This window comes from Vibrio penaeicida (assembly GCF_030689305.1).
GTDB lineage: Bacteria > Pseudomonadota > Gammaproteobacteria > Enterobacterales > Vibrionaceae > Vibrio > Vibrio penaeicida_B.
Genome location: NZ_JAUYVM010000009.1, coordinates 141,119 through 161,945, shown reverse-complemented (window position 1 = coordinate 161,945; position 20,827 = coordinate 141,119). Strand labels below are relative to the sequence as shown.

Here is a 20,827-nt window from a genome sequence, read left to right as displayed (position 1 = left end):
GCACCATAGTGGAATTGAAGACAGAGCTCGAACAATGGGATGGCAAGGACACCGACGCCATTTCCCTGATTTATCAGGAGCACCATTTTGAACCTTACTTTATCTCTCAAATCATAGAGTTAATGGATGAAGAAGAGTTCGCGTCTGGATCGACTTGGCTGCTTAAGTGCCACTTTGAGCAAGAAGAGCAGCTTATCGACTCAGAAATAGACACCATTTATGGCAAGTTGAACAGTATAGAGGGCTGGGAAGCACGCCTCCACCTTCTTCAAGTCATGCCTTACATGCCCATTTCTGAACAAAATAAGCCAAATGTGGAATCGTTTGTTCGTCATTGCCTTGGAGATAGAAACAAATTTCTTCGAGCTTGGGCTTACAATGCGCTGTTTGTGTTAAGCCAGCAGTACCCCGAGTATTTGGTGGATGTGAAAAGGCTCTTTAAGATCGCTCTTAGAAAAGAAGCGCCATCAATAAAAGCGCGTATTAAGAATATTTTGGTTCAAAATAAACTCGAAAATCAGACGCCGTAAACAACTTGGTTTCTACCGGAACCTTTCGCATGGTAAAGGTGATCATCTGCCACTTTGAACATGTCATCTAACTGAGCGCCATCTTCGCCATACACAGAAACACCAATACTGGCGGAGATGTTCACTCGCTTATCTTCAACACGGAATGTATTACGGCAAAGTACCTTGCGTATATGTTCCGCTACGGCACAAGCCACTTTCCTTTCTGTGTAAGGTAAGAGAACGCAAAACTCTTCTCCTCCTACTCGATAAACCGTATCCGACCTTCGAACCGAATCTTTAACAAGTTTAGCGACTTGCCTAAGTACTTCGTCGCCTACATCATGTCCATATTGGTCATTGATGGCTTTGAAGAAATCCAAATCTACCACCAGCATGCTAAATAAATCTGATTTGCGTCGATGCATAGTGACCATTTTTTCAAAACTGAATGCCAAACTCAGGCGATTGTCTATTTTTGTGAGCGGATCAAGCAAGGCGAGTGACGTCAGTTGTTCTTCGGTTTTTTCTCGATTGTACTCGTAAACATGCGCCATTCCCCAAATAGCCCCTAAGCAAGCCAATACATTAATTAGCGAATGCGAGAGCAATCCTGCTTCAGGCACAACCGACTTCCAGTAATACAGCGCAGCACCTATAGGCACAAAGACAAGATTGATTTTTAACCCCACCGACTTCCCGAGTAACAAGTAACCCACTATCGGACATAGAAATAACCAGACAAACAACGAACTTTGAGTATTTGTGACAAAAATTCCCATGAAAACAATGAGAAAAAGTGAAGATACGTAAACGGAAGATTGAAGAAGAAGGTACTTTTGAGTTGTTGAATAGCAGAAAAGGTAAGCAGAGTAGATAGCAAAAAACAGTTCAACAGCGCCTAGCCACTTTTGCTCAAATACGAATAGGTTCAGAAATCCATAGAGAAGACCAGCAACGAGGGTTATGAGGGACACCCCTTTTAACATATTGCTTCGAAATGACTGTGATCGGTTCAGCCACTCGATGCCCGCATCCATCTGTACCATCATTATCCCTGAAGAATTACTGTGTACCCAGCGGCATTCTGTAGGATTAACAATTCTCACTCAACCATAAACAGTTTCTAACTGTCAATAAATTGATCCAGGTTTGATAATGACATATTTCGGACATTTGAGTGAGCTATTAAGGAAACAAATCGAGCTACAAACAGATTACTCAAAAATACTATATAGAAAGCTTAAATTACTTAATAGACACAATATATTGGGATTTGACGAATCATGAGTCATTTTTCAAATTCACTCAAACGCATATAAATTCGCTCAAATTTAATACAGAAAAAGTCCTGTTATTTTCAAAACACTCAGTGGAACGAGGATCTAAATTATGGAAGTTCGACGTACGGTTAAAATACCTTTCTAGGGGCCGTTTCAAACATAAAAACAAAAGCAGAGCCAAAGGCTCTGCTTTATTTTTAACGTCTTTAAAACTTAGAGCCGTGTTATTGCGCTTTCCATAATTGGCTCATACGCATCGGGCCTGGAGTTGGGAATGTCCAAGATTGAGGCATATTTTCTGGCACATTTCTTAACTTGTTATTAACCACTACACCAACAGGAAGAGATTCCACAGTACCAATCACATAGAAGTTCTCTTTGGCGATTTCCATAATTTGGCGCATCAAGGCAACTTGCTCGTCTTGTGACGATGTTTTCTCAAGTTGCTTCCACAGAGCGACCTGCTTTTTCACATGCGCTGGTGGTTCAACCGCATTGTCACGACCTTTCGCCCAATTGTAGTAGCCCAAACCCCATGTCGACTCAGGGCTAAATGGAAGGTAATGGCGCGCTTCATCCAACACACCTACACCGCCGTCACCGATAATTGGGATCATATCGTAGTCGTTTGTTAGGCGCAGGTTGATGACGTGGTTAATCTCCATCACACGGATATCTAAGAACACACCCACGTCTTTCCACTGGTTTTTCACTAATTCGAGTGAATCCGCAAGCACACCTTTGTCACTGACTTTCGATACCGCTTCAATACGCAGACGTTTCCCGTTTTCCATCAAGCGATAGCCTTCTTTGTCTCGCTGAGTTAATCCCAGAGAGTCTAAAATGCCATTGGCTTTTTTCTGATCGAATTCGGTGTATTGATACGCCATTTCTTCATCATAGAAAGGCGACATTTCCAAAGGTGCCGCTTGGTACGGACCGACTGCACCCGAATAAACCGTTTCACTGATTTCATCGCGATCAATGGCGTGAGAAAGCGCCACACGGAAGTCTTTGTTTGCAAACAGAGCGCGCTTTGTCGGGTCTTTGACCGTTTGGTTTAGCGCTATCACCATTTCTGAACTCAACGTGCTCGGGCGGAATTCATAGGTGTAACCACTTTTCTTTTCATTATCGATAAGAAGAGGTCGGTGCGTAGGAGTGCCAATGTGGCGGTATTGGTAATCCGCTTCGCCATTGGCAGCACGCAGAACCATTTCTTCCAAGTCCTCACTGTAACGCCAACGTACGCTGTCTAGGTAAGGCAGCTGGTTACCTTCCGTATCCACTTGCCAGTAATACGGGTTGCGCACATATTCGGCGAAGCTTGCGTTAGGGCCTGGCGCTGATTTTACTTTCCACGCGGTCAGTACTGGGCGGTCTACGTTGTTGTAGTGCTCAATAAAGTAATGCGCATTACATTTTGTGTTTGAGAATTGTCGCCAAGAATCAAAGCCTGCTGTTTTGGCGTTTGCTTTCGCTTTGTCGTTAAACGCTGGCATAAACTTGGAACAGTAATGCTTGGGATACGCGGTAAAGCTTTCACTGTCCACTGTTGCAAGGTGGCGAATAAACATACCATTTGGCTGCTTCAGCTTAATTTTCACAGTATGAGGATTAAGGACTTCTGCGCTTGCTGAGTCAAACGATGGGAAAATTAACGGGCGGTTACCTGCATGTTTTTCATCACCCAATACGTCGTTGATGTAAAACGCAACGTCATCGGCTGTGAAAGGATGACCATCCGACCATTTCACCCCTTTGCGCAGCGTAATGGTAAATTCGGTGTTTTCTTTATTCGATGTAAAGCCAGTCGCCAAGTTAGGCACAACTTTCGAATACGTTACATCAAAATTGAATAGGTTATCGTAGGCAATGGTGCGAATACGGTGCCCGTTATCTACCACTTTACCCACCAAGTTCAACGTTCCGCCGTACTTGCCCACGGATTCAAATGGTGTGACGACGAGCGGCTCGGTTGGAAGACGCTCCTCCACCGTTGGTAGTTTTCCTTGCTTAACCAGTTCTGCAAGTGCTGGTGCTTCGTTGTAAGTTTCTGCGTAAGCCGACATTGATACCGCCGCTGCAACTGCAACCGCCACTTTGCCGAATAGAGGTAAGTTCATTTTGTGTTTCATCAGTCACTCCCTGATGTTTTCTATTTATTAAATTTGTCGTCTTTTCCCGAAGACGCACGCCCCTAAAAAATCAATTTTCAGGGATGGATGTTGTACGCCCAGCCAAAATAAGCGCTTTGAGGGTGGAGCTGCCTTTTCTTACTTTCCCGGATACAGCGGGAACACTGGCATGGGCGTACAACAAATTGGTGTTTGGAGCACACGGGTAAACAGCGCTGTTGCCTTCCCCATGTTCCAAAATAATTTCACTGAACAAGCGTTCGGATTCGATCCTTGCAGGCTTTCGCGCTAAGTGGCTGAACCACGGCGTCCAAACATCAACGGCATGGCCAGTCATTACGTAGTTAAAATCGGATTCGCATTGAATGTTATGCTCACGTGTTTCATTACCCGTTTCATTCAACCACTGAGTCGTGACCACTCGAATGCCTTTGAAAGGCGACCAAACAGACACCAGCTTGTCACCTTCGCGCCATGCTTCTTCATTCTTGGTTCTAGCGTGCCATGACTGAGTTTCTGGGTGCTGAAAAGCCAGCATGTTGTCGCCTGCAAAACCTTGCTCTATCCACTGTTCACTCTCAACACATAAGCCGTGATCGGAACTGTATGCAAATTTTGAATACTTATCGTAGCAATGTCTCAATTCGCCACTTGGCGGTGCGTTCGTCAGTAAATAGCTGCCTCTATCACGCCAAAGAAGATGTTGGTCACATACCCAAGTTGGCTTAAGGGTCGTTTCTAAAGGTTGGCTTTCTGCCTGCCAAAATGAATGCGCTTCATTTAATCTAAGTGCTGAAAATGCCTTTAAAGCCAATAAAGGAGAAACTGGGCTGGTGTAAAACTCACTGGCTAATAAGTTTGGGTAGCCAAAACCAGATAAAAGTAGCCCATCTTGGCTCCATATCGGCCGCTCAGCCCACCAGCGCATTGAGGAAACCCAGTGCGATTTTAGAGAGGACATGGCAATCTCTTTCGGTTCAAACCATGCCAACTCAGACCAAAAGCCTGCTCCGGCAAATCGATAATTTAGTGAACGCCCGTAACACAGCTGAGCACCATTTTCGCCAAACCAATATTGGTAGCTTTGTGCAAACTCGACCGCTCGATTGACGTATTTCTCGCTTTCATCTAAGTGGGTATCACGGATCCAACGAGCGTAAATAAGACCATAAAAATGAAATGCAAACGGGTTGTAATAGTCCATAACGGCGGCTCCACCATCTTGGTACCAGCCTTGTCCCATATAGTGGCTATCAATAAAGTCCAAATCTTGTTGCAGCTTGTCGCGCTGAATGTCGACGCCCACGCGCTCTAACGCAAACACAATCAGTACTCGAAACCAGCGCCAATTGTTAGGCGGAATATCCAGTTCTTGAACTGGCGTCATCCAATCTATTAATGCTTGCTTTTCAGCATCAGAAAGAGGATCCCAATATGTCTCTGGCGCATCGACAATCGCAACAGCGAATGCACTCATCTCGACAATTTTCTGATCGTAGTTCACTAGGTTTGACCAAGCGTTTTCATTTTCGCCTGAAATACCACTTAATAGAGCGAGCCTTAACGCCTCATTTTCGCGTTTGAGCTCATCATTCGCAGGAATCGCCCCCCACATTAATCGGGCAATATGTTCTACTGAAGCCGCTTCATCGTTATAATGTGCTACACAAATTAGTTGTGAGTTACACTCTCTGTTTTCCGCATTCAGAATAGTCTGTTTACCGAGCAGAAACTTAACCACATTCAATGCGTTATCTCTGCTAGTAAATGTTGAATCTTCCGGTAGCCATTGTGCTAACTGAATGCTCATTTTCATCCTCTTACCGTGCTATTTACAGTGCTATGCAACGGGTGTATCTCATCTTTAAGTCAGATTAAAACCTATCGAAAACCATTTTTAAAACGCTTTTTCATTTTTATGTTATTCAGATCAAAACTACGTTTCATTTTTATATCTGATAGTTGGATAGGTTCACATTTTTGATAGAGGCATCATTAACTGGTTCGCTTATCTGACGGCAAAAATCTGACGTAATGAACGGGGCTCCAACCGCGTTTTAAGCATGCCCCCATGGCTTTAAAATAGGGACGAATGTGGGAAAAGAATTCAAAGTAACCTTCACACAATCGATGTTTAGCGGTAATGGATAATTCACCAACTTCATCAATACGTTGAGCAGGGCATGCGCCATGGCATAAATCTCTTTGGGAACAGTTCACGCAGTGCAGCGCTGTACCTACGGGCTTTCTTTTAGCAAATGATTGTTGGACTGGGGTTTCAATCAAGTCGGGATAATCACGTCGATTCAAATTCCCAAGTTTGAATTCTGGATAGACAAAGTGGTCGCAGCTGTAAACATCCCCATTGTGTTCCGTAACCAAGTTTTCACCACATTGAGGGGAATGCACGCAGTTAGTGGATGGCATTCCTAACACCATTCCGAGTGCGTTATCGAAGTGGCTTACAAACACTCGCCCTAAATCTCGCTTTCGCCAAACGTCAAACACTTCAATCATGAAGCGCCCAAATTGTTCAGCGCTGACGCTACGATGAGAAATCCCAATGCCTTTTTCGGCCTCAACCACTGGAATAAACTGAATGAACTGAACACCTAGGCTGGTTATGTGTTCGTACACCCGTTGTGGGTACTGCGCATTATCACTTTGAACAACGGTGAGTACATTGGTTTCAACACCATATTTAAGAAGGGTTTTTAGCCCGCGAACCACTTGTTTGTATGATCCTTTGCCACTGCGTGTTTTCCTGAAATGGTCATGAAGCGCTTCATCTCCATCCAAACTGACGCCTACCAAGAAATCATTTTCTTTTAAAAAGCACGCCCAGCGTTCATCAATAAGCACACCATTCGTTTGTATCGTATTACTGATGACCATTCCCCTACGCGAATGCTTTTTTTGAAACGCGACCGCACGTTCAAAAAACTCAATGCCTCGCATGGTTGGTTCTCCACCTTGCCAGCCGAACACCACTTCCTTGCAACCTAAAGGCTGGCTGTCGATGTAGTTTTTAACGTGGGTTTCTAATGCCGCATCCGTCATATCAAAGCGATTCTGACCTGGATAGTATTCCGTTTTGTCTAAATAGAAGCAGTACTCACAGTCGAGATTACACAGCGGTCCGATAGGCTTGCTCAGCACATGAAAAGGTCTGGCTGCTTTAGGTTTGTGTGTTTCTATTCGCAGCGGGTGCGGGCTCTTTATGGCTGTGCTCAGTACATTCATTGTTTTCTCTGGCTTGATTAGGCATATGCCCAAAATCAGTTATTCAACGATTTATTACCTAACAAAATACAATATATTTTTTGAAACGCCTTTTTGATTTATCGATAAATGTGATCTTTGTAAATTTTTAAAACATCATTTCAAATTATTATCTCAGTACATTTGTGTGCTGGCTTGTTTGTGATGACATGTTTAGGCACCGATTTATTTGTATACCGTGAGGTAATTGTGCGTCGTCCTAATCTTCTTTATGTTTTCCCTGATCAGTTTCGCCAGATGGCTATGGGGTTTTGGCAACAAGAACCTTTTCGATCATTGTTACCCGGTGTGGCTGACCCAGTGCAGACACCCAATATCGATAATTTCGTAAAACAAGCCACCGTGGTCTCTAACGCGGTAAGTAACTGTCCATTGTGCAGCCCACATCGGGGGAGTCTGCTAACGGGCATGTACCCCAACAAAAGTGGCGTACCGCTTAATTGCCACTCTGGACGTTTAAATTCAGATCTACCTAAAGATGCGGTTTGCTTTACGGATGTGCTTGCCCACTCCGGTTATAACGTGGGGTACATAGGCAAGTGGCATTTGGATTTTCCGACAGCGAACGACCCTGAAAATGCGGGGCAATTTGTCGACCCTAATAACCCAGCTTGGGACTCTTACACTGAACCGGATAGACGACATGGCATCGATTATTGGTATGGCTATGGCACGTTCGATGAGCACAAAAACCCGCACTATTACGATAATCAGGGAAAGCGCCACGAACCCAAAGAATGGTCTGCCAAGCATGAGGCCGACAAAGCAATCGCTTATTTGAACAACAGCGAAAATAAACGTGACATGCAAAAACCCTTCGCATTATTTGTATCAATGAATCCGCCGCATAGCCCCTATTCTTCACTTAATGATTGTACAAGCGAGGACTTAAGCCTTTACGCATCAAGCCCTAACGACGCGCTACTGGTTCGAGACAACGCCGATAATAAGATGCCAAAATCCGACGCAGCCCCTTTTTACTTTGCAAACGTAACGGGTGTAGATCGAGAATTTGGGCGAATTTTAACGGCCTTAAAAGACAGCGGAGAATGGGATAATACGCTCATCGTATTTACTTCTGATCACGGGGAAACGCTCTGTTCACATGGGTTAAACGACGCGAAAAATACGCTCTACAACGAAGCGTTTAATGTTCCCTTTTTGATAAAGCGCCCGTTCCAATCAGACACACAAATCAGTGATGTGTTTTTGAGTAGCCCAGATATTATGCCAACAGTACTAGGGCTTTTAGGGCTTGAAACCAACACACCAAAATCACTGCACGGGCGAAATCTCGCTCAGTATCTTACCCAACAGGAATCTCAGCCCAATCGCTACGCTCTCTACATCAAGAATGTCGACGGGAATAGAAACTCAGAAGGCAATGTCACTGGCTACTTCCCCATCGCACGCGGCATAAAAACAGACCACTACAGCCTCACACTAACCATTAATCGTGACTACCAATTAGAAGACATCCTATTTTTTGATAACCGTAACGATCCCTATCAACTTAGCCCCCTTTCGTTTATGCCTGGGGAAACAAGAGAAAGGAAACTGCTCAAAATGCTGGCATTTGAGCTAGAGAGAATTCAAGACCCATGGGCGGAGCTTGTTATTTTGCCAGAACTTCTCAACTACCCGCCCCATACTTCTAACACTTGCAGGAACAACCATGACTGAGAAAGCCAACCCCAATGTCATTATCATGTACGCCGACGACCTAGGATTTGGCGACATTAGCTGCTATGGCGCAAATGAAATCCCAACCCCCAACCTCGATAAGCTGGCTGAAGAAGGTTTAAAGTTTCATCAAGGTTACGCCACTGCTGCAACATGTACCCCCTCTCGCTACAGTTTACTTACTGGATCTTACCCATGGCGGAACCCAGACGCGGCCGTTCTCCCCGGAGATGCCCCACAAATCATTGGTAAGCTAGACGATACCATGCCAAGAATGTTCCAAAAGGCGGGATATCAAACCGGCATCGTTGGGAAATGGCATTTAGGTTTGGGGAATGGAGATTTGAACTTTAACCAGCCGATTGAGGGCACGCCAAATGATGTGGGATTTGATGAATCCTACATTATGGCCGCTACCAACGACCGCGTGCCATGTGTGTATATCGACAATCGAGAAGTCGAAAATTTAGATCCTAACGACCCTATCGAAGTCACTTACGATTGGGATAAAGCGTATGAGGGTATTCCGACGGGAAGAGAGAACCCTGAACTTTTGGATGTGATGTACGATCACGGACACGATGGCACTATTATCAATGGTGTCAGCCGTATCGGGCATATGAAGGGCGGTCAATCTGCTATTTGGAGTGACGAAACAATGGGGGAAGTGTTCGCAAACAAAGCCATTTCCTTTATAGAAAAAAACCAGAATGAGCCTTTTTTCTTATTCTATGCCCTACACCAGCCACACGTCCCACGTATTCCAAACCCTAAATTTCGAGGTGCTACTCCGCATGGTGTGCGCGGCGATGTAATAGTCGAAATGGATTGGTGTATCGGGCAGGTTCTCGATAAATTAGATGAATTGAATTTAAAGGACGACACCATCGTTATCTTCTCTAGCGATAACGGACCAGTATTGAATGACGGTTATAAAGATGACGCTGTAAAGTTGAATGGTCACCACAAAATGGCTGGTCCACTACGTGGCGGGAAATACAGCTTGTTTGAAGGTGGCACAAGAGTCCCCTTTATCGTTCGCTGGCCAAAGGGCATTGATAAGGGGAATTCAGAAGCGCTAATCAACCAAGTCGACTTATACGCAACCTTCGCCGCCCTTACAGGACAGCCGCTTTCAGAGGTGGAAGCCCCAGACAGCCATAACTTACTCGATGCGCTAACGGGCAAAACACAAGAAGGACGTAACGATATGGTATTAGAAGGTATGCAATACAAAAAAGTGTACCGAGACAAACAATACGCCTATATTCCCCCGCATGATGACGACTTTGTTTGCCAATACACTGGCAACGAAAAAGGGAATACATCCAAACCACAACTTTACGATTTACATGATGATATAGGGCAGCTAAAAAACCTCGCTCCTAGCATGCCTGATAAAGTCGATGAACTAGCGTTAAAATTGGCGAATATCGTCGAAAAAATCCGATCGAGATAGGTTAAAGAAACCAGATAAGTTAAAGAAACCAATTAGGCTCGGCAATCGCCGAGCTTCTAATGCGATAGTGTTTCTTCAAAAACACCGAGTTCTCTTCCTAACCATATGGCACGTTCAGTGTGGTCAAGTAAGTGCTCATTACTAACAGGATGAATCAGAACTGGCATATCTCCACGTTCTTTATCAAGCCAATCGATAATTCCATCGCTATCATCTTTAAAATGAATTTCGAACATTGGCATCTTATGAGGACCAACGAGCCTCTCTACCAACTCAAAAACGGCAACTACATCTTGGCGTTCCTTTCTTATTTTCTTACGTAAAGCATCCGCTTTCGCAAGGTTGTTCAAACCAAAATAAACGTGAGCGTGAAACATATGGTTCTCCTAATTACCCAACAACTTAATTACCTATTGAGCTAACTAATTGGTGTTCCAAAAAAAATTATTGAACGATACACCTATAGGTCAGTGATACTAGTTTGATTGACCCTACCCATTATGTATACCCATTCACTCTGAAGGATATGTTCAAATTTTTCTAACATGGGTTAAATATACCCAAGTAATCTCAACCTAGTTATTTTAAAACCACTTTATTTCACTTAATTCTAATGCAATAAATCTTTATAAATTATTAGATTCACAGCATGTTTCCACTAAATACATAAATACGTGAATTATAAATTATGGTACAGATATCACTGCATCTCATTTGCATTACGATTTACTCATATGCTATTGGGCTCACACTTTGAGCTCGCCACTGTGAGTAATGGGTTACTACCCAAATACCCAAGTAATCTCAAAACACTTGGGTATATAACAATATAAAACGACTTTTTAGGACAAGGAATATACATGTCGAATACAACGACAAACAACGGCTCATCAGGATTAAGCCTGTGGAAACAAATTGTGATCGGAATGGTTGCTGGGGTAGCAGTTGGCGCAATTTTTGGGCCAAGTGCCGAAGTTTTAAAACCTATCGGTACTCTATTCATTAATTTGATCAAAATGCTAATCGTGCCACTTGTATTCTGTTCATTGATTGTAGGTATTACATCAATGAAAGACACAAAAAAGATGGGTCGAATTGGCGGAAAGGCCGTTATCCTCTATCTCTCGACAACCGCGATTGCAATCTCGATCGGGTTGGCGCTTGCTACCCTTCTTACTCCTGGTGCGGGGATCAATATCACCGCAACCGAGGCGGTAAGTGCGGCAAAAGATTCACCATCATTGGTCCAAACGCTGCTTAACATTATTCCCAAAAACCCAGTCGATGCACTGGCCTCTGGAAATATTCTGCAAATTATTACCTTTGCTATTGGGCTTGGCGTCTCTCTTACTTTGATAGGTGAAAAAGGTGAACCTGCTATTCGAGTATTCGAGAGCTTGGCGGAAGGTATGTATAAGCTTACATCGTTAGTTATGAAGCTTGCTCCTTTTGGCATTTTTGGACTTATGGCTTGGGTTGCAGGAAAATATGGATTAGATGTGTTGCTGCCATTAGGCAAGGTCATATTGGCTGTTTACATCGGTTGTATTATTCATGTGGTCGTGTTCTACAGTGGCTTGATTACCGTTGTAGGCAGGTTGAGCCCTATTCAGTACTTGAAAGGCATTGTTAATCCAGCAACCGTTGCATTCACCACCACGAGTAGCTCCGGTACTTTGCCAGCCACAATTAAATCTGCACAGGAAGAGCTTGGCGTTTCAAAGAGCGTATCCAGCTTTGTTTTGCCGTTGGGCGCAACAATCAACATGGATGGCACAGCACTCTATCAAGGTGTTTGTGCTTTATTTATCGCTCAGGCATTTGGTGTCACACTAGAATCCTCTGATTACCTGTTGATCATCTTAACTTCAACTCTGGCGTCTATTGGTACGGCTGGGGTTCCTGGAGCGGGATTGATTATGCTTTCACTCGTGCTAACAACCGTAGGGCTGCCGCTTGAAGGCCTAGCTATTGTTGCGGGCATCGACCGTATTCTAGACATGGCACGTACAAGCGTAAACGTGTGCGGTGACCTTATGGTCTCAACGCTTGTCGGTAAAAGCGAAGGCGAGTTAGATGAAAAGGTATACAACCAAACAGCCAAAGCGGATATCTCTTCAGAAGCTTCTCAAGCATAGCCTTAAAGATACATGTTCAAGCAGCTAGCTTAAGCATAACTGCTACGCTTTTAGGTTACTTAACCTACGAAAAATACCAAAAGACACCGAAAAGGTGTCTTTTTTTCGCTTCCCTCAAAACCATTATGATTTCGCTTCAACCGATTTAATACCAAATTGAAAATGGGAAAAGCATTACGTGCATCTGTTCCAATTTTTTAAAACCCGCAATACATTTCTTTATTTAGTAGATAATATGAGTCTAATATCATAAACTATTATTGATTTTTCAACGAAAAAAACAATACCCGCTTTATTCACAATAAGTTAGTGCATTAATTTATTTTAAACTCACGAGTATAGCTGGGTAATTAAGCTAAAAATCAATGTATTACATAATAACTCTCATTATATGGTATCGAATTTAAAATTTATGAGCTGCTCATTATAGGAAAACATTAAGAGAATTAAGTCGAGCTAAATAAGAAATAACTTTCAATATATAGGTCAAATAATTATATCTTTATAAGAGCAATATCAAATACTGAATGAAAGACCGTATAAAAATCTCGTTAATGATAATACTTTTAAATACTCAATTATTGGAATTACATGTTCATTATTCCCATTATTGAGCCAAGTTATACAGAGTATCATTTAGGGATTTTTTTCAGCAAAAAATATGATTACTATCTCCTGAAATAAAAAGCGCTACGAAATTAAGTGCATAAAAAACCTTATTAAATCATACAATTACAAACATTTATTTTAGAGCTCGAATAATTTCCGATTTGGTTCACGAGTTAAATAACAAGCCACGTATTAATTTAATCTTAATTGGGATTACAAAATTATAAGGTCAATGACCACCACCGCTACGCATACATTGCAACTGGCGAAGGATAACTATATCTACAGGTTTATTATTATGATCGTTAACGGCAACACAATTAAAGCGATAGTTACGGATCTAGATGGCACATTACTAGACCCAGCGGGGGAAATTACAGACTACACAAGCTGTATTTTAACTAGACTTTATGTCAGTGGCATTGAAGTTATATTAACAACGGGGAGGCATCCAAGAGATGTTTTCAAGCAGCTAAAGCCACTTGATTTCTCACCAACAATATTAGGCTGCAATGGTGCGTTAGAAGCACAAACGAACGAATTGGCTTACGCACAAAACATTACCTTTCCTCATTCGACTTACCAACAACTCTTAAGATTTCTGTCTGGTCCAAATACTCATGTTAGTGTATTTGATACTGATGGCTGGCATGTCAGCGAAGTCAATCACAACGTCAGTGCTTATTCTTCAAAGTCTCAATTCCCTTATTTTCTTCACCGACCAAAGCATCTTCTTTCTTTAAAAGCAAATAAGCTTCTTGTATCAACTTCTCATGACACTGAAGAAGTTGAAAAAAAACTAAGAAGCCTTTTCGAAAATGAATGTGAAATCACCCTTTCGGCTAATCACTATCTTGAAATCAGCCCCAAATATGTAACGAAAGCCACCGCCGCTGATCGGCATTTATCGTTGAAGGGCATCGACCTAGAAAAGGAAGCGATAGCATTTGGCGACGGTATGAGCGATGAGACCATATTAAAAACCGCAGCGCTTGGCATTGTAATGCAAAATGCAATGTCGGATTTACCTCGTCGACTCCCTAACCCTTTATTTACGCAAAGTAACGCAAACGATGGCGTCGCAAAGTTTCTCATTAAGTTCTTCAATTTGTCACTTAGGGGGAGCTACGCATGAAATCGATTGCAACACCATACGAGCTGAATGTGTTCATTGAAGCACAGAACGAACCGAGCAACATGCTATCCAACTCGTTTGTTACATTCGATTTGCATGGCGACGCAGACCAGCAAGCTTTGATTGAATCGATACGTACGGCTTTCCAAGCTGAAAACTTCCATTGCCATTATCAGCTCAAAAATAACAAGCTCTATAAAACTCACATATCTTCACCAGTCAGCATTGAGTTTTATGACTTCACCAACAAACGGGATCCTAATGCAGAATACCGAATCGTATTGGACCACTACTATTTCAACAAAATCGACCCTTGTGAAGGAAGGCTATACAAAGCCTGTGTACTGAAGTTAGCTGATAACACATTCAAAGTTATCACCATGTGCCACCAAATAGCGATAGATGGTACAGGTTTTACACTGTTTCTCGACGTCATTAAAAATGAATATCAAAGGCAAACCAAAGCCAATTGCATGGATTGCGATATTGAATTGGATGTTAACTGCCCATGCCAATGTCTTCATTTAGCAGAAGATAAAAAGGACGATGCCTGTAAAGTGTGGGAGCAAAAAGTGCTCTCTCGTTCGCTAACAGCTAATTTCCCGGTCTTATCAAGAACGACCAGCCGGCTAACTCAAACCAGTATTCTTTCCTTATCCTCTGGGTTTAGCGACAAAATCAAGACATTTTGTAGAGAAAACACCTTAACACCTCACTTATTCTTCAAAGCCGTATATGCCTTGCTTGTTGGTCGATTAGCGGATCAACACCTCATTGGTGTGACTTCACCTATGGATATGAGAGATAAAGAATCTAGGCAAACTCTCGGTTGCTTTGTTAACACTCGTCTCGATGTTTATGATCTCGAAGAAAACCAATCTTTTGAAGCGTATTTTGATGAGATAAGATCGTTCAACCAAGCAGTTCAGTCCTATAAAGCGCTCCCCTACCGAGATCTGATCAACAAGCTGAATGAGTCTTCTGAAACAGAAATAAAAGAACCCACCAACGTAGCCTTCGGCTCGACAATGGGTATCGACGATAGTTTTGAACTTTCAGACGGAGTCACTCTATCCTTCAACTACGAGTTACTGGAGCTTAACACCAGTATTCAATTGCTCTTTTGTGATTCCGCCAGTTCACATTTCAGCTTTCGATTCGACTACGTAAAAGCTCAGTTTGAAAGTGGGATGTTTGAAAACTTTTTGCAGCGCTTTGAACATCTACTTCACCAGGTCATGGCTTCAATGGACAAACCTGTTGGCAGTGCGTCCATCTTGCTAGAACACGAGCATCAATTCTTCAAACAACAAAACAAAACTGAACAAACTGTTTCTAACGTTTCATTGGCTAAGCACGTACACCGATGGATAATAGAAACACCAGACAATATCGCGCTTATCGATGATGTTTCCCAACACAAGTACACCTACGGAGAACTTCATCAAAGCATTGCCGCATACGTTCGCTATTTTAACCAATTTCGACCGTCTAGCCATTGGGGAAAGCCCGTTGCGATAGACCTAGATAGTTTGTCTGAAACGGTTATTGCCATCGTCGCCACTCAGTATGTGGGGCTGCCTTATACATGCCTTGATCGGGAAGAATCGGACGAGCGTAAACGAACGATTGTCGAGCAGCTATGTCCAATGACGATTTTAGGTAAACATAGCGTACACCTTGATAAGCACAACAAAACGCAATCGTGGACTTCTCCGATTGAGGGCGATTTAGAAGCGGTTACCCTGCCCCTCCCCGATTCATTCCCTACGAGTAATGTAAGCCAATTTATTTTTACTTCTGGCGTAATAGATTCACCAACAGGTATCGCTCTTTCACATGAAGCTCTGCTCAGCCGTATCATCCCTTCAACCACCATACCCATCGGTGAGCGAATTCTTCTCTCTTCTAACGAAGCCTTTGATTCCGCCACATTACAGCTCTGGACGGCTCTGACTCACGGGAAAACATTGGTGGTATCGGCAAGACAAACAACCCACTATCCCGATAAACTGAAATCCGTTATCAACACTCATAAAATTGATCACATCTATCTAACAACAGGGGAGATGGAACGGTATATCCACTCTTACCCAGACGACCTCTTTCAGAGTATCAGTACACTTGTGTTTAGTGGAGACTTGGTTTCGGCTAATGCCATTTCCAAAGCTTTAGACAGCAATATACCCAATATCATCAATCTGTACGGACCAGCAGAAACATCCGTCTACGCTACCGCTTTGATATGCAAACCTCACCATGCAGAGCAACAACGAATTCCGATAGGGAAAGTCTGTGACAATACCTGCGTTTATTTGGTTGATAAGAAGGGCAGATTAGTGCCAAAAGGCGTCACGGGAGAAATCCTCATTGGCGGCAGTGGGTTAGCAGACGGTTATTTAGGGCAGCCTCAACTCACCACTTCTCGCTTCATCGTCACGAATATTCCGGAACTGAATGTGCGTGGTATTCGAGTCTACAAAACGGGTGATCACGCCTACTGGGGACAAGATGGCTACCTTTACTTCAGCGGTAGAAAAGATGAAGAAATAAAGTACAAAGAACACCGCTTTAATCTGAATGATATTCAAGCCGCGATGGAAAGAATAGAAGGCATCGCGTCAGCAGTTGCCACTATACTCCCACAAGAAAACAGAAAGGTATTGGCGGGCTATTACGTTGCTCACTCTCCAATTCCACCTAGTTCAATCAAAACGCTTCTTGAAAACAAACTCCCTACGTATATGCAGCCAGCGTTTTTGGTACAACTCGACGCTTTGCCACTGACACACAATGGCCAAGTCGATCGCAAGGCTTTACCTATCCCTACCACAGAATTTGATGATGATTTACGTCACCTTACTAGCATCCAGAGACAACTTTTGTCGAAGGCATGCTCTGTCTTACAACAGACCTCTTTATCCATTAGAGATGACTTTGTAAGCAGAGGTGGAGATTCAGTCTCTGCTATAACACTATCCGTTGAAATGGAGTCTATCGGCATGAAACTCGACACCATAGATATAATGAAACATACCGTTTTTTCAGAAATGTCAGAACACATAAAGCATGAAGCACCCACACAAATCGTTCGCGGAGAAACAACAGGCTTAGTTGACCTATTACCCGCGCAGCAATGGTTTTTTGAACAAAACTTCATGCAGCCAAACCACTATAACCATGCGGTTACACTTTCACTGCCAGCCGACGTTTCTTGTGCTCGTATGGAGCAAGCACTCATACGATTAACAGAACACCATGATATATTCCGAACTCGATTCAACAAAACGTTCGAAACGGGTAAACAAGAACTCATCGATACACATGAAGACTTGTTTTCGTTCGCAGAGGAATCGTTCGCGAATTACGAAGAGCTTGATATCTACTTAGCTGGATTGAATGAAACGTTCGACATAGAATCCGGTGCAGGCGTTATGTTCAAAGCCGTGCTTTACCGTATTAGAAACGAAAGCACTATCTATTTGTGCTTGTGTGCCCATCACCTAATCGTTGATTCAGCCTCTTGGCACATCATCGCTCGAGATCTTCAAGCGCTGTACGATGGAGGCTGCGATACCAAACTGCCAAACTACTCCGGTGTGCAAATTTTTACGCAAAGTTTAAATGCCCAGTTAGAGCGAATTTGCAAAAATGAAACAGCGTACTGGCTTAAAAGTGACAGTTTCAGCCCTAAATGCCGCCCTAATGTTCAATCTCGAGTTGAAATCATCACAGTGGATGAACGTGTCACGGCACAGTTGTTATCCGATGCAAACACACCCTATCGAACTAGCCCTCGTGAATTACTCCTGACTGCACTTTCAAACATACTGATTGAAAGAGGTGAGAATACCGAAGTTCTGATGAGAGGGTGCGGTCGACAAGAACTCGCAAGCAACGTAAAAGTGGACGATACAATCGGTTGGTTTGCCAGTATTTTTCCATTAAAACTGCCGTCAACGAAAACCAATCTCAGCCAACAAATCAAAAACGTGAAGGAAAGCTTCCGAGGCGTTCCTGAAGAAGGGGCAAACTATCTTCACCTTGCGTACCATCACCCTGACAGCGGTATTCGTCGCCGTCTACAAAGCAGGTTAAATGCTTCAATAAGCTTCAAATACCTAGGGCAATACAACTCTATATCCGACAACCCAAACAAGTGGAATATGGAGCTCTGTAACCTTGGCTATATGGTTGGGGAGAAAAACAAACCACTAAGAGAAATGAAGGTTGTGTGCTGGATTTTGGAAGGCAAACTCCACATTCAGTTTGAAGTCACCAGCTTGCAGATCAACCTAACTTCGTTGATGTTGAATTTTACCGAAGAAGTCAGAGCAATTGTCGCCCACTGTACCGACACAGAAACACCGAACACATTAACGCCGTCTGATTTGAGAAACGTTACGTTAAATCAGCAGCATATAGAAACCATAGAAAGCAAACTGGGTTCTCTCAGCGCTATTTACCCGGCAACGCACGCTCAACGTGCACTTCTTTACTCCAATAGAATCAATCGCGATTTCCAAATTGGTCAGGAATATTTCCAATTATCCGGCACATTAAACACAAGCGCCTTTCAACAAGCTTGGGACATTGCGTTGAAACGCCACGATATTTTGCGGGCAGTATTTTGTGACGCCTTTGAAAAAGGCAAACCCTTGGTCATCGTGCCAGAAAACAGCAAGATGCCGATAAAATATGAAGACTGCACTGGCGTTTCTGAAAAAGACAAAGATGCAGAAATGACGCAACATCTCGTGATAGAAAGAAGACGTGAAATCAGTGAGGTGTCCTCACCTTTGATGCGCTTATGGCTGGGTAACTTCGGCAACGACGAACATGCCATGATCTTGACCTATCACCAAGTACTTTTCGACCAATGGTCGATGAAGTCATTCCTCGCCGAAGTAATGAGAGACTATGAGTCCCTACTGTTAGGGCGTGAACCCGATGTGACACCATTTAGTTTTGAACCTTTTGTTCATTACATTCACGACTATCAGAATGACAGCAAAGCACGAGCGTTTTGGCGAAACTACCTGAAAGGTGCGCCAAAAAATCTTTGCCTACCTCGATCAGCAGATTCGCTGTGTGATAACCCAATTCGTATGCAAAGTATCAGCATGCAGCTTACCGATATGGAAAGCGGTCAGATAATCGCAAGAGCTCGTGAACATAGCGTCACCACCAATCAATTGTGTCAGCTTGGCTGGGCGCACACCTTAAGCAAAGCGACAGGGAAAAAAGACATCGTATTTAATACGACTCTCGCTAAGAGACCATCCAGTATCCTTGATATTGACCGTATGATGGGTGTCTTTTCGGCGACTCCACCACTGCGCATTAATGTTAATGGCGATGTATCAAGAGCGCTGTCGCAGATTGCAGAGTCCAGCGCGGAACGATTGGAATATGGTTTTCTTGATTTAAACGAATACGATGAAGAATGGGTGCCAACCACCCGTGGCGGAACGTTGTTTGTTTTTAATAGCCAAATGGGGCACGGGATACAACCAATACACCCCAAAACGCAAAACTTAACCTTGGAGCGGTTAGGTACCGTAAGTGGCACAAGCCATCAAATCATCATGTCGGTGACATCGGGGCATGCGATGTCGTTTAACCTCTTCTTTGACTCCACTGAAATCAGTGAAGAAGTAGCGAATCTGATTGCAAATGAGTTTCTCTCATCATTGCTAACACTTTGCGACAACGATTCGCTTGATGTTGGATCTTTATGCTCAATAGCAAAAGCGTTCTAACTACTAGGGTCTGTTGACCTTAATCTAAGCACCATGCTTAGATACACAAAAGCCAGCTGAAAACAGCTGGCTTTTCTATTTTCTATTTTTTATTTCTATCAAATGGCGGACGCGTTAGCTTCTGCTTGAAAGATTGAAAGATTGAAAGGTTGAAAGGTTGAAAGGTTGAAAGGTTAACAGACCAGCTAGCAAATCGTTCCTTCCGACACTTTAATGTCCCGAGTATGGTCTATACACGCTTGCGCCATAAGCGCTAAACCTTCAACAATCGTATCCAAAGGCATACCGGGCATTTTTAATTCTTCCGCTTGCTCAGGCAAGAGTGGAATATGAACAAAGCCATGGCGGATATTCGACTCAGAAAGGAAGTGCTGAACCCCATAGAAGAGATGATTACAAACGTACGTTCCTGCTGTATTCGATACTTTCGCTGGCACATCATTTTCATTCAAAACTTGGCATATTGCTTTAATAGGAAGAGTAGAAAAGTACGCATCGGGACCCTCTGCCACCACGGGTTCATCTATCGGCTGCAACCCTCCATTATCTGGAATACGGAAGTCATCAATGTTAATTGCCACCCTTTCTGGTGTGATAGCATCTCGCCCTGCGGCTTGTCCTACCGTGATAACAATGTCTGGATTATGTGCTTGAATAGCCTGCTTCACCATGTCGACCGATTCGTATCTCACTACAGGAACCGTACAGGTAACAATTCGCCCCTTGCTGAGTTCCCTACCCTCCAGTTGCTTAACTGCTTCCAGAGCTGGGTTAATCGTGGCTCCACCAAAGGGTTCAAAGCCTGTGATCAAAACGGTTTTCATAAAGT

General features: G+C 43.3%; 12 protein-coding genes. 6 read left to right on the top strand and 6 right to left on the bottom strand.

Going from position 1 to position 20,827, the window contains the following annotated elements:
• The first annotated feature begins 8 nt into the window (after positions 1-8).
• Positions 9-530, top strand: coding sequence for a hypothetical protein (locus tag Q8W40_RS15935; protein WP_305398601.1), 522 nt, complete (start codon positions 9-11; stop codon positions 528-530).
• Here the strand turns inward: Q8W40_RS15935 and Q8W40_RS15930 are convergent.
• The 4 genes from Q8W40_RS15930 to Q8W40_RS15915 form a co-directional block, all read right to left on the bottom strand.
• The gene (locus tag Q8W40_RS15930) at positions 518-1,561 is read right to left on the bottom strand and encodes a GGDEF domain-containing protein (RefSeq protein ID WP_305398600.1); all 1,044 of its coding nucleotides are present in this window, start codon (positions 1,559-1,561) and stop codon (positions 518-520) included. The two genes, Q8W40_RS15935 and Q8W40_RS15930, sit on opposite strands and share 13 nt — an antisense overlap.
• 455 nt (positions 1,562-2,016) lie before the next feature.
• Positions 2,017-3,930, bottom strand: coding sequence for an ABC transporter substrate-binding protein (locus Q8W40_RS15925; protein ID WP_305398599.1), 1,914 nt, complete (start codon positions 3,928-3,930; stop codon positions 2,017-2,019).
• 70 nt (positions 3,931-4,000) lie between these two features.
• Complete coding sequence (locus Q8W40_RS15920; RefSeq protein WP_305398598.1) at positions 4,001-5,740, bottom strand: DUF2264 domain-containing protein; 1,740 nt, start codon at positions 5,738-5,740, stop codon at positions 4,001-4,003.
• Positions 5,741-5,925: 185 nt separating this feature from the next.
• On the bottom strand, positions 5,926-7,173 hold the full coding sequence (locus Q8W40_RS15915; protein ID WP_305398597.1) for an anaerobic sulfatase maturase: 1,248 nt from the start codon (positions 7,171-7,173) through the stop codon (positions 5,926-5,928).
• A 228-nt stretch (positions 7,174-7,401) separates the two neighbouring features.
• Here Q8W40_RS15915 and Q8W40_RS15910 point away from each other — a divergent pair, with 228 nt between their 5' ends.
• The gene (locus Q8W40_RS15910) at positions 7,402-8,895 is read left to right on the top strand and encodes a sulfatase family protein (protein ID WP_305398595.1); all 1,494 of its coding nucleotides are present in this window, start codon (positions 7,402-7,404) and stop codon (positions 8,893-8,895) included.
• Positions 8,888-10,354 (top strand): sulfatase family protein, encoded by a 1,467-nt coding sequence (locus Q8W40_RS15905; RefSeq protein WP_305398593.1) that lies wholly within the window; start codon positions 8,888-8,890, stop codon positions 10,352-10,354. The genes Q8W40_RS15910 and Q8W40_RS15905 overlap by 8 nt, the downstream gene beginning before the upstream one ends.
• A gap of 56 nt (positions 10,355-10,410) precedes the next feature.
• Here the strand turns inward: Q8W40_RS15905 and Q8W40_RS15900 are convergent, their stop codons facing one another.
• Positions 10,411-10,731, bottom strand: a complete 321-nt coding sequence (locus Q8W40_RS15900) for a DOPA 4,5-dioxygenase family protein (RefSeq protein ID WP_126610399.1) — start codon at positions 10,729-10,731, stop codon at positions 10,411-10,413.
• A 483-nt stretch (positions 10,732-11,214) separates the two neighbouring features.
• Here Q8W40_RS15900 and Q8W40_RS15895 point away from each other — a divergent pair, with 483 nt between their 5' ends.
• From Q8W40_RS15895 to Q8W40_RS15885, 3 genes are all read left to right on the top strand, one after another.
• On the top strand, positions 11,215-12,492 hold the full coding sequence (locus Q8W40_RS15895; protein ID WP_305398589.1) for a dicarboxylate/amino acid:cation symporter: 1,278 nt from the start codon (positions 11,215-11,217) through the stop codon (positions 12,490-12,492).
• Positions 12,493-13,399: 907 nt separating this feature from the next.
• Positions 13,400-14,236 (top strand): HAD family hydrolase, encoded by an 837-nt coding sequence (locus tag Q8W40_RS15890; protein ID WP_305398587.1) that lies wholly within the window; start codon positions 13,400-13,402, stop codon positions 14,234-14,236.
• A complete protein-coding gene (locus Q8W40_RS15885; RefSeq protein WP_305398586.1) occupies positions 14,233-19,998 on the top strand; it encodes a condensation domain-containing protein in 5,766 nt (1,921 codons plus the stop codon). Before Q8W40_RS15890 ends, Q8W40_RS15885 begins: the two co-directional genes overlap by 4 nt.
• A 185-nt stretch (positions 19,999-20,183) precedes the next feature.
• On the opposite strand, the gene pcp is transcribed toward Q8W40_RS15885, so the two are convergent.
• Positions 20,184-20,822 carry a pyroglutamyl-peptidase I gene (gene pcp, locus Q8W40_RS15880; RefSeq protein WP_305398584.1) on the bottom strand — a complete coding sequence of 213 codons (639 nt, stop codon included), beginning with the start codon at positions 20,820-20,822 and terminating at the stop codon, positions 20,184-20,186.
• Between the last annotated feature and the right edge of the window lie 5 nt (positions 20,823-20,827).

What these genes read in the sequence shown, in the direction of transcription:
- Q8W40_RS15930 (WP_305398600.1), bottom strand. Translation starts at nt 1,561, where the DNA reads ATGATGGTACAGATGGATGCGGGCATCGAGTGGCTGAACCGATCACAG.
- Q8W40_RS15925 (WP_305398599.1), bottom strand. Translation starts at nt 3,930, where the DNA reads ATGAAACACAAAATGAACTTACCTCTATTCGGCAAAGTGGCGGTTGCA.
- Q8W40_RS15920 (WP_305398598.1), bottom strand. Translation starts at nt 5,740, where the DNA reads ATGAGCATTCAGTTAGCACAATGGCTACCGGAAGATTCAACATTTACT.
- Q8W40_RS15915 (WP_305398597.1), bottom strand. Translation starts at nt 7,173, where the DNA reads ATGAATGTACTGAGCACAGCCATAAAGAGCCCGCACCCGCTGCGAATA.
- Q8W40_RS15905 (WP_305398593.1), top strand. Translation starts at nt 8,888, where the DNA reads ATGACTGAGAAAGCCAACCCCAATGTCATTATCATGTACGCCGACGAC.
- Q8W40_RS15900 (WP_126610399.1), bottom strand. Translation starts at nt 10,731, where the DNA reads ATGTTTCACGCTCACGTTTATTTTGGTTTGAACAACCTTGCGAAAGCG.
- Q8W40_RS15895 (WP_305398589.1), top strand. Translation starts at nt 11,215, where the DNA reads ATGTCGAATACAACGACAAACAACGGCTCATCAGGATTAAGCCTGTGG.
- Q8W40_RS15890 (WP_305398587.1), top strand. Translation starts at nt 13,400, where the DNA reads ATGATCGTTAACGGCAACACAATTAAAGCGATAGTTACGGATCTAGAT.
- Q8W40_RS15885 (WP_305398586.1), top strand. Translation starts at nt 14,233, where the DNA reads ATGAAATCGATTGCAACACCATACGAGCTGAATGTGTTCATTGAAGCA.
- pcp (WP_305398584.1), bottom strand. Translation starts at nt 20,822, where the DNA reads ATGAAAACCGTTTTGATCACAGGCTTTGAACCCTTTGGTGGAGCCACG.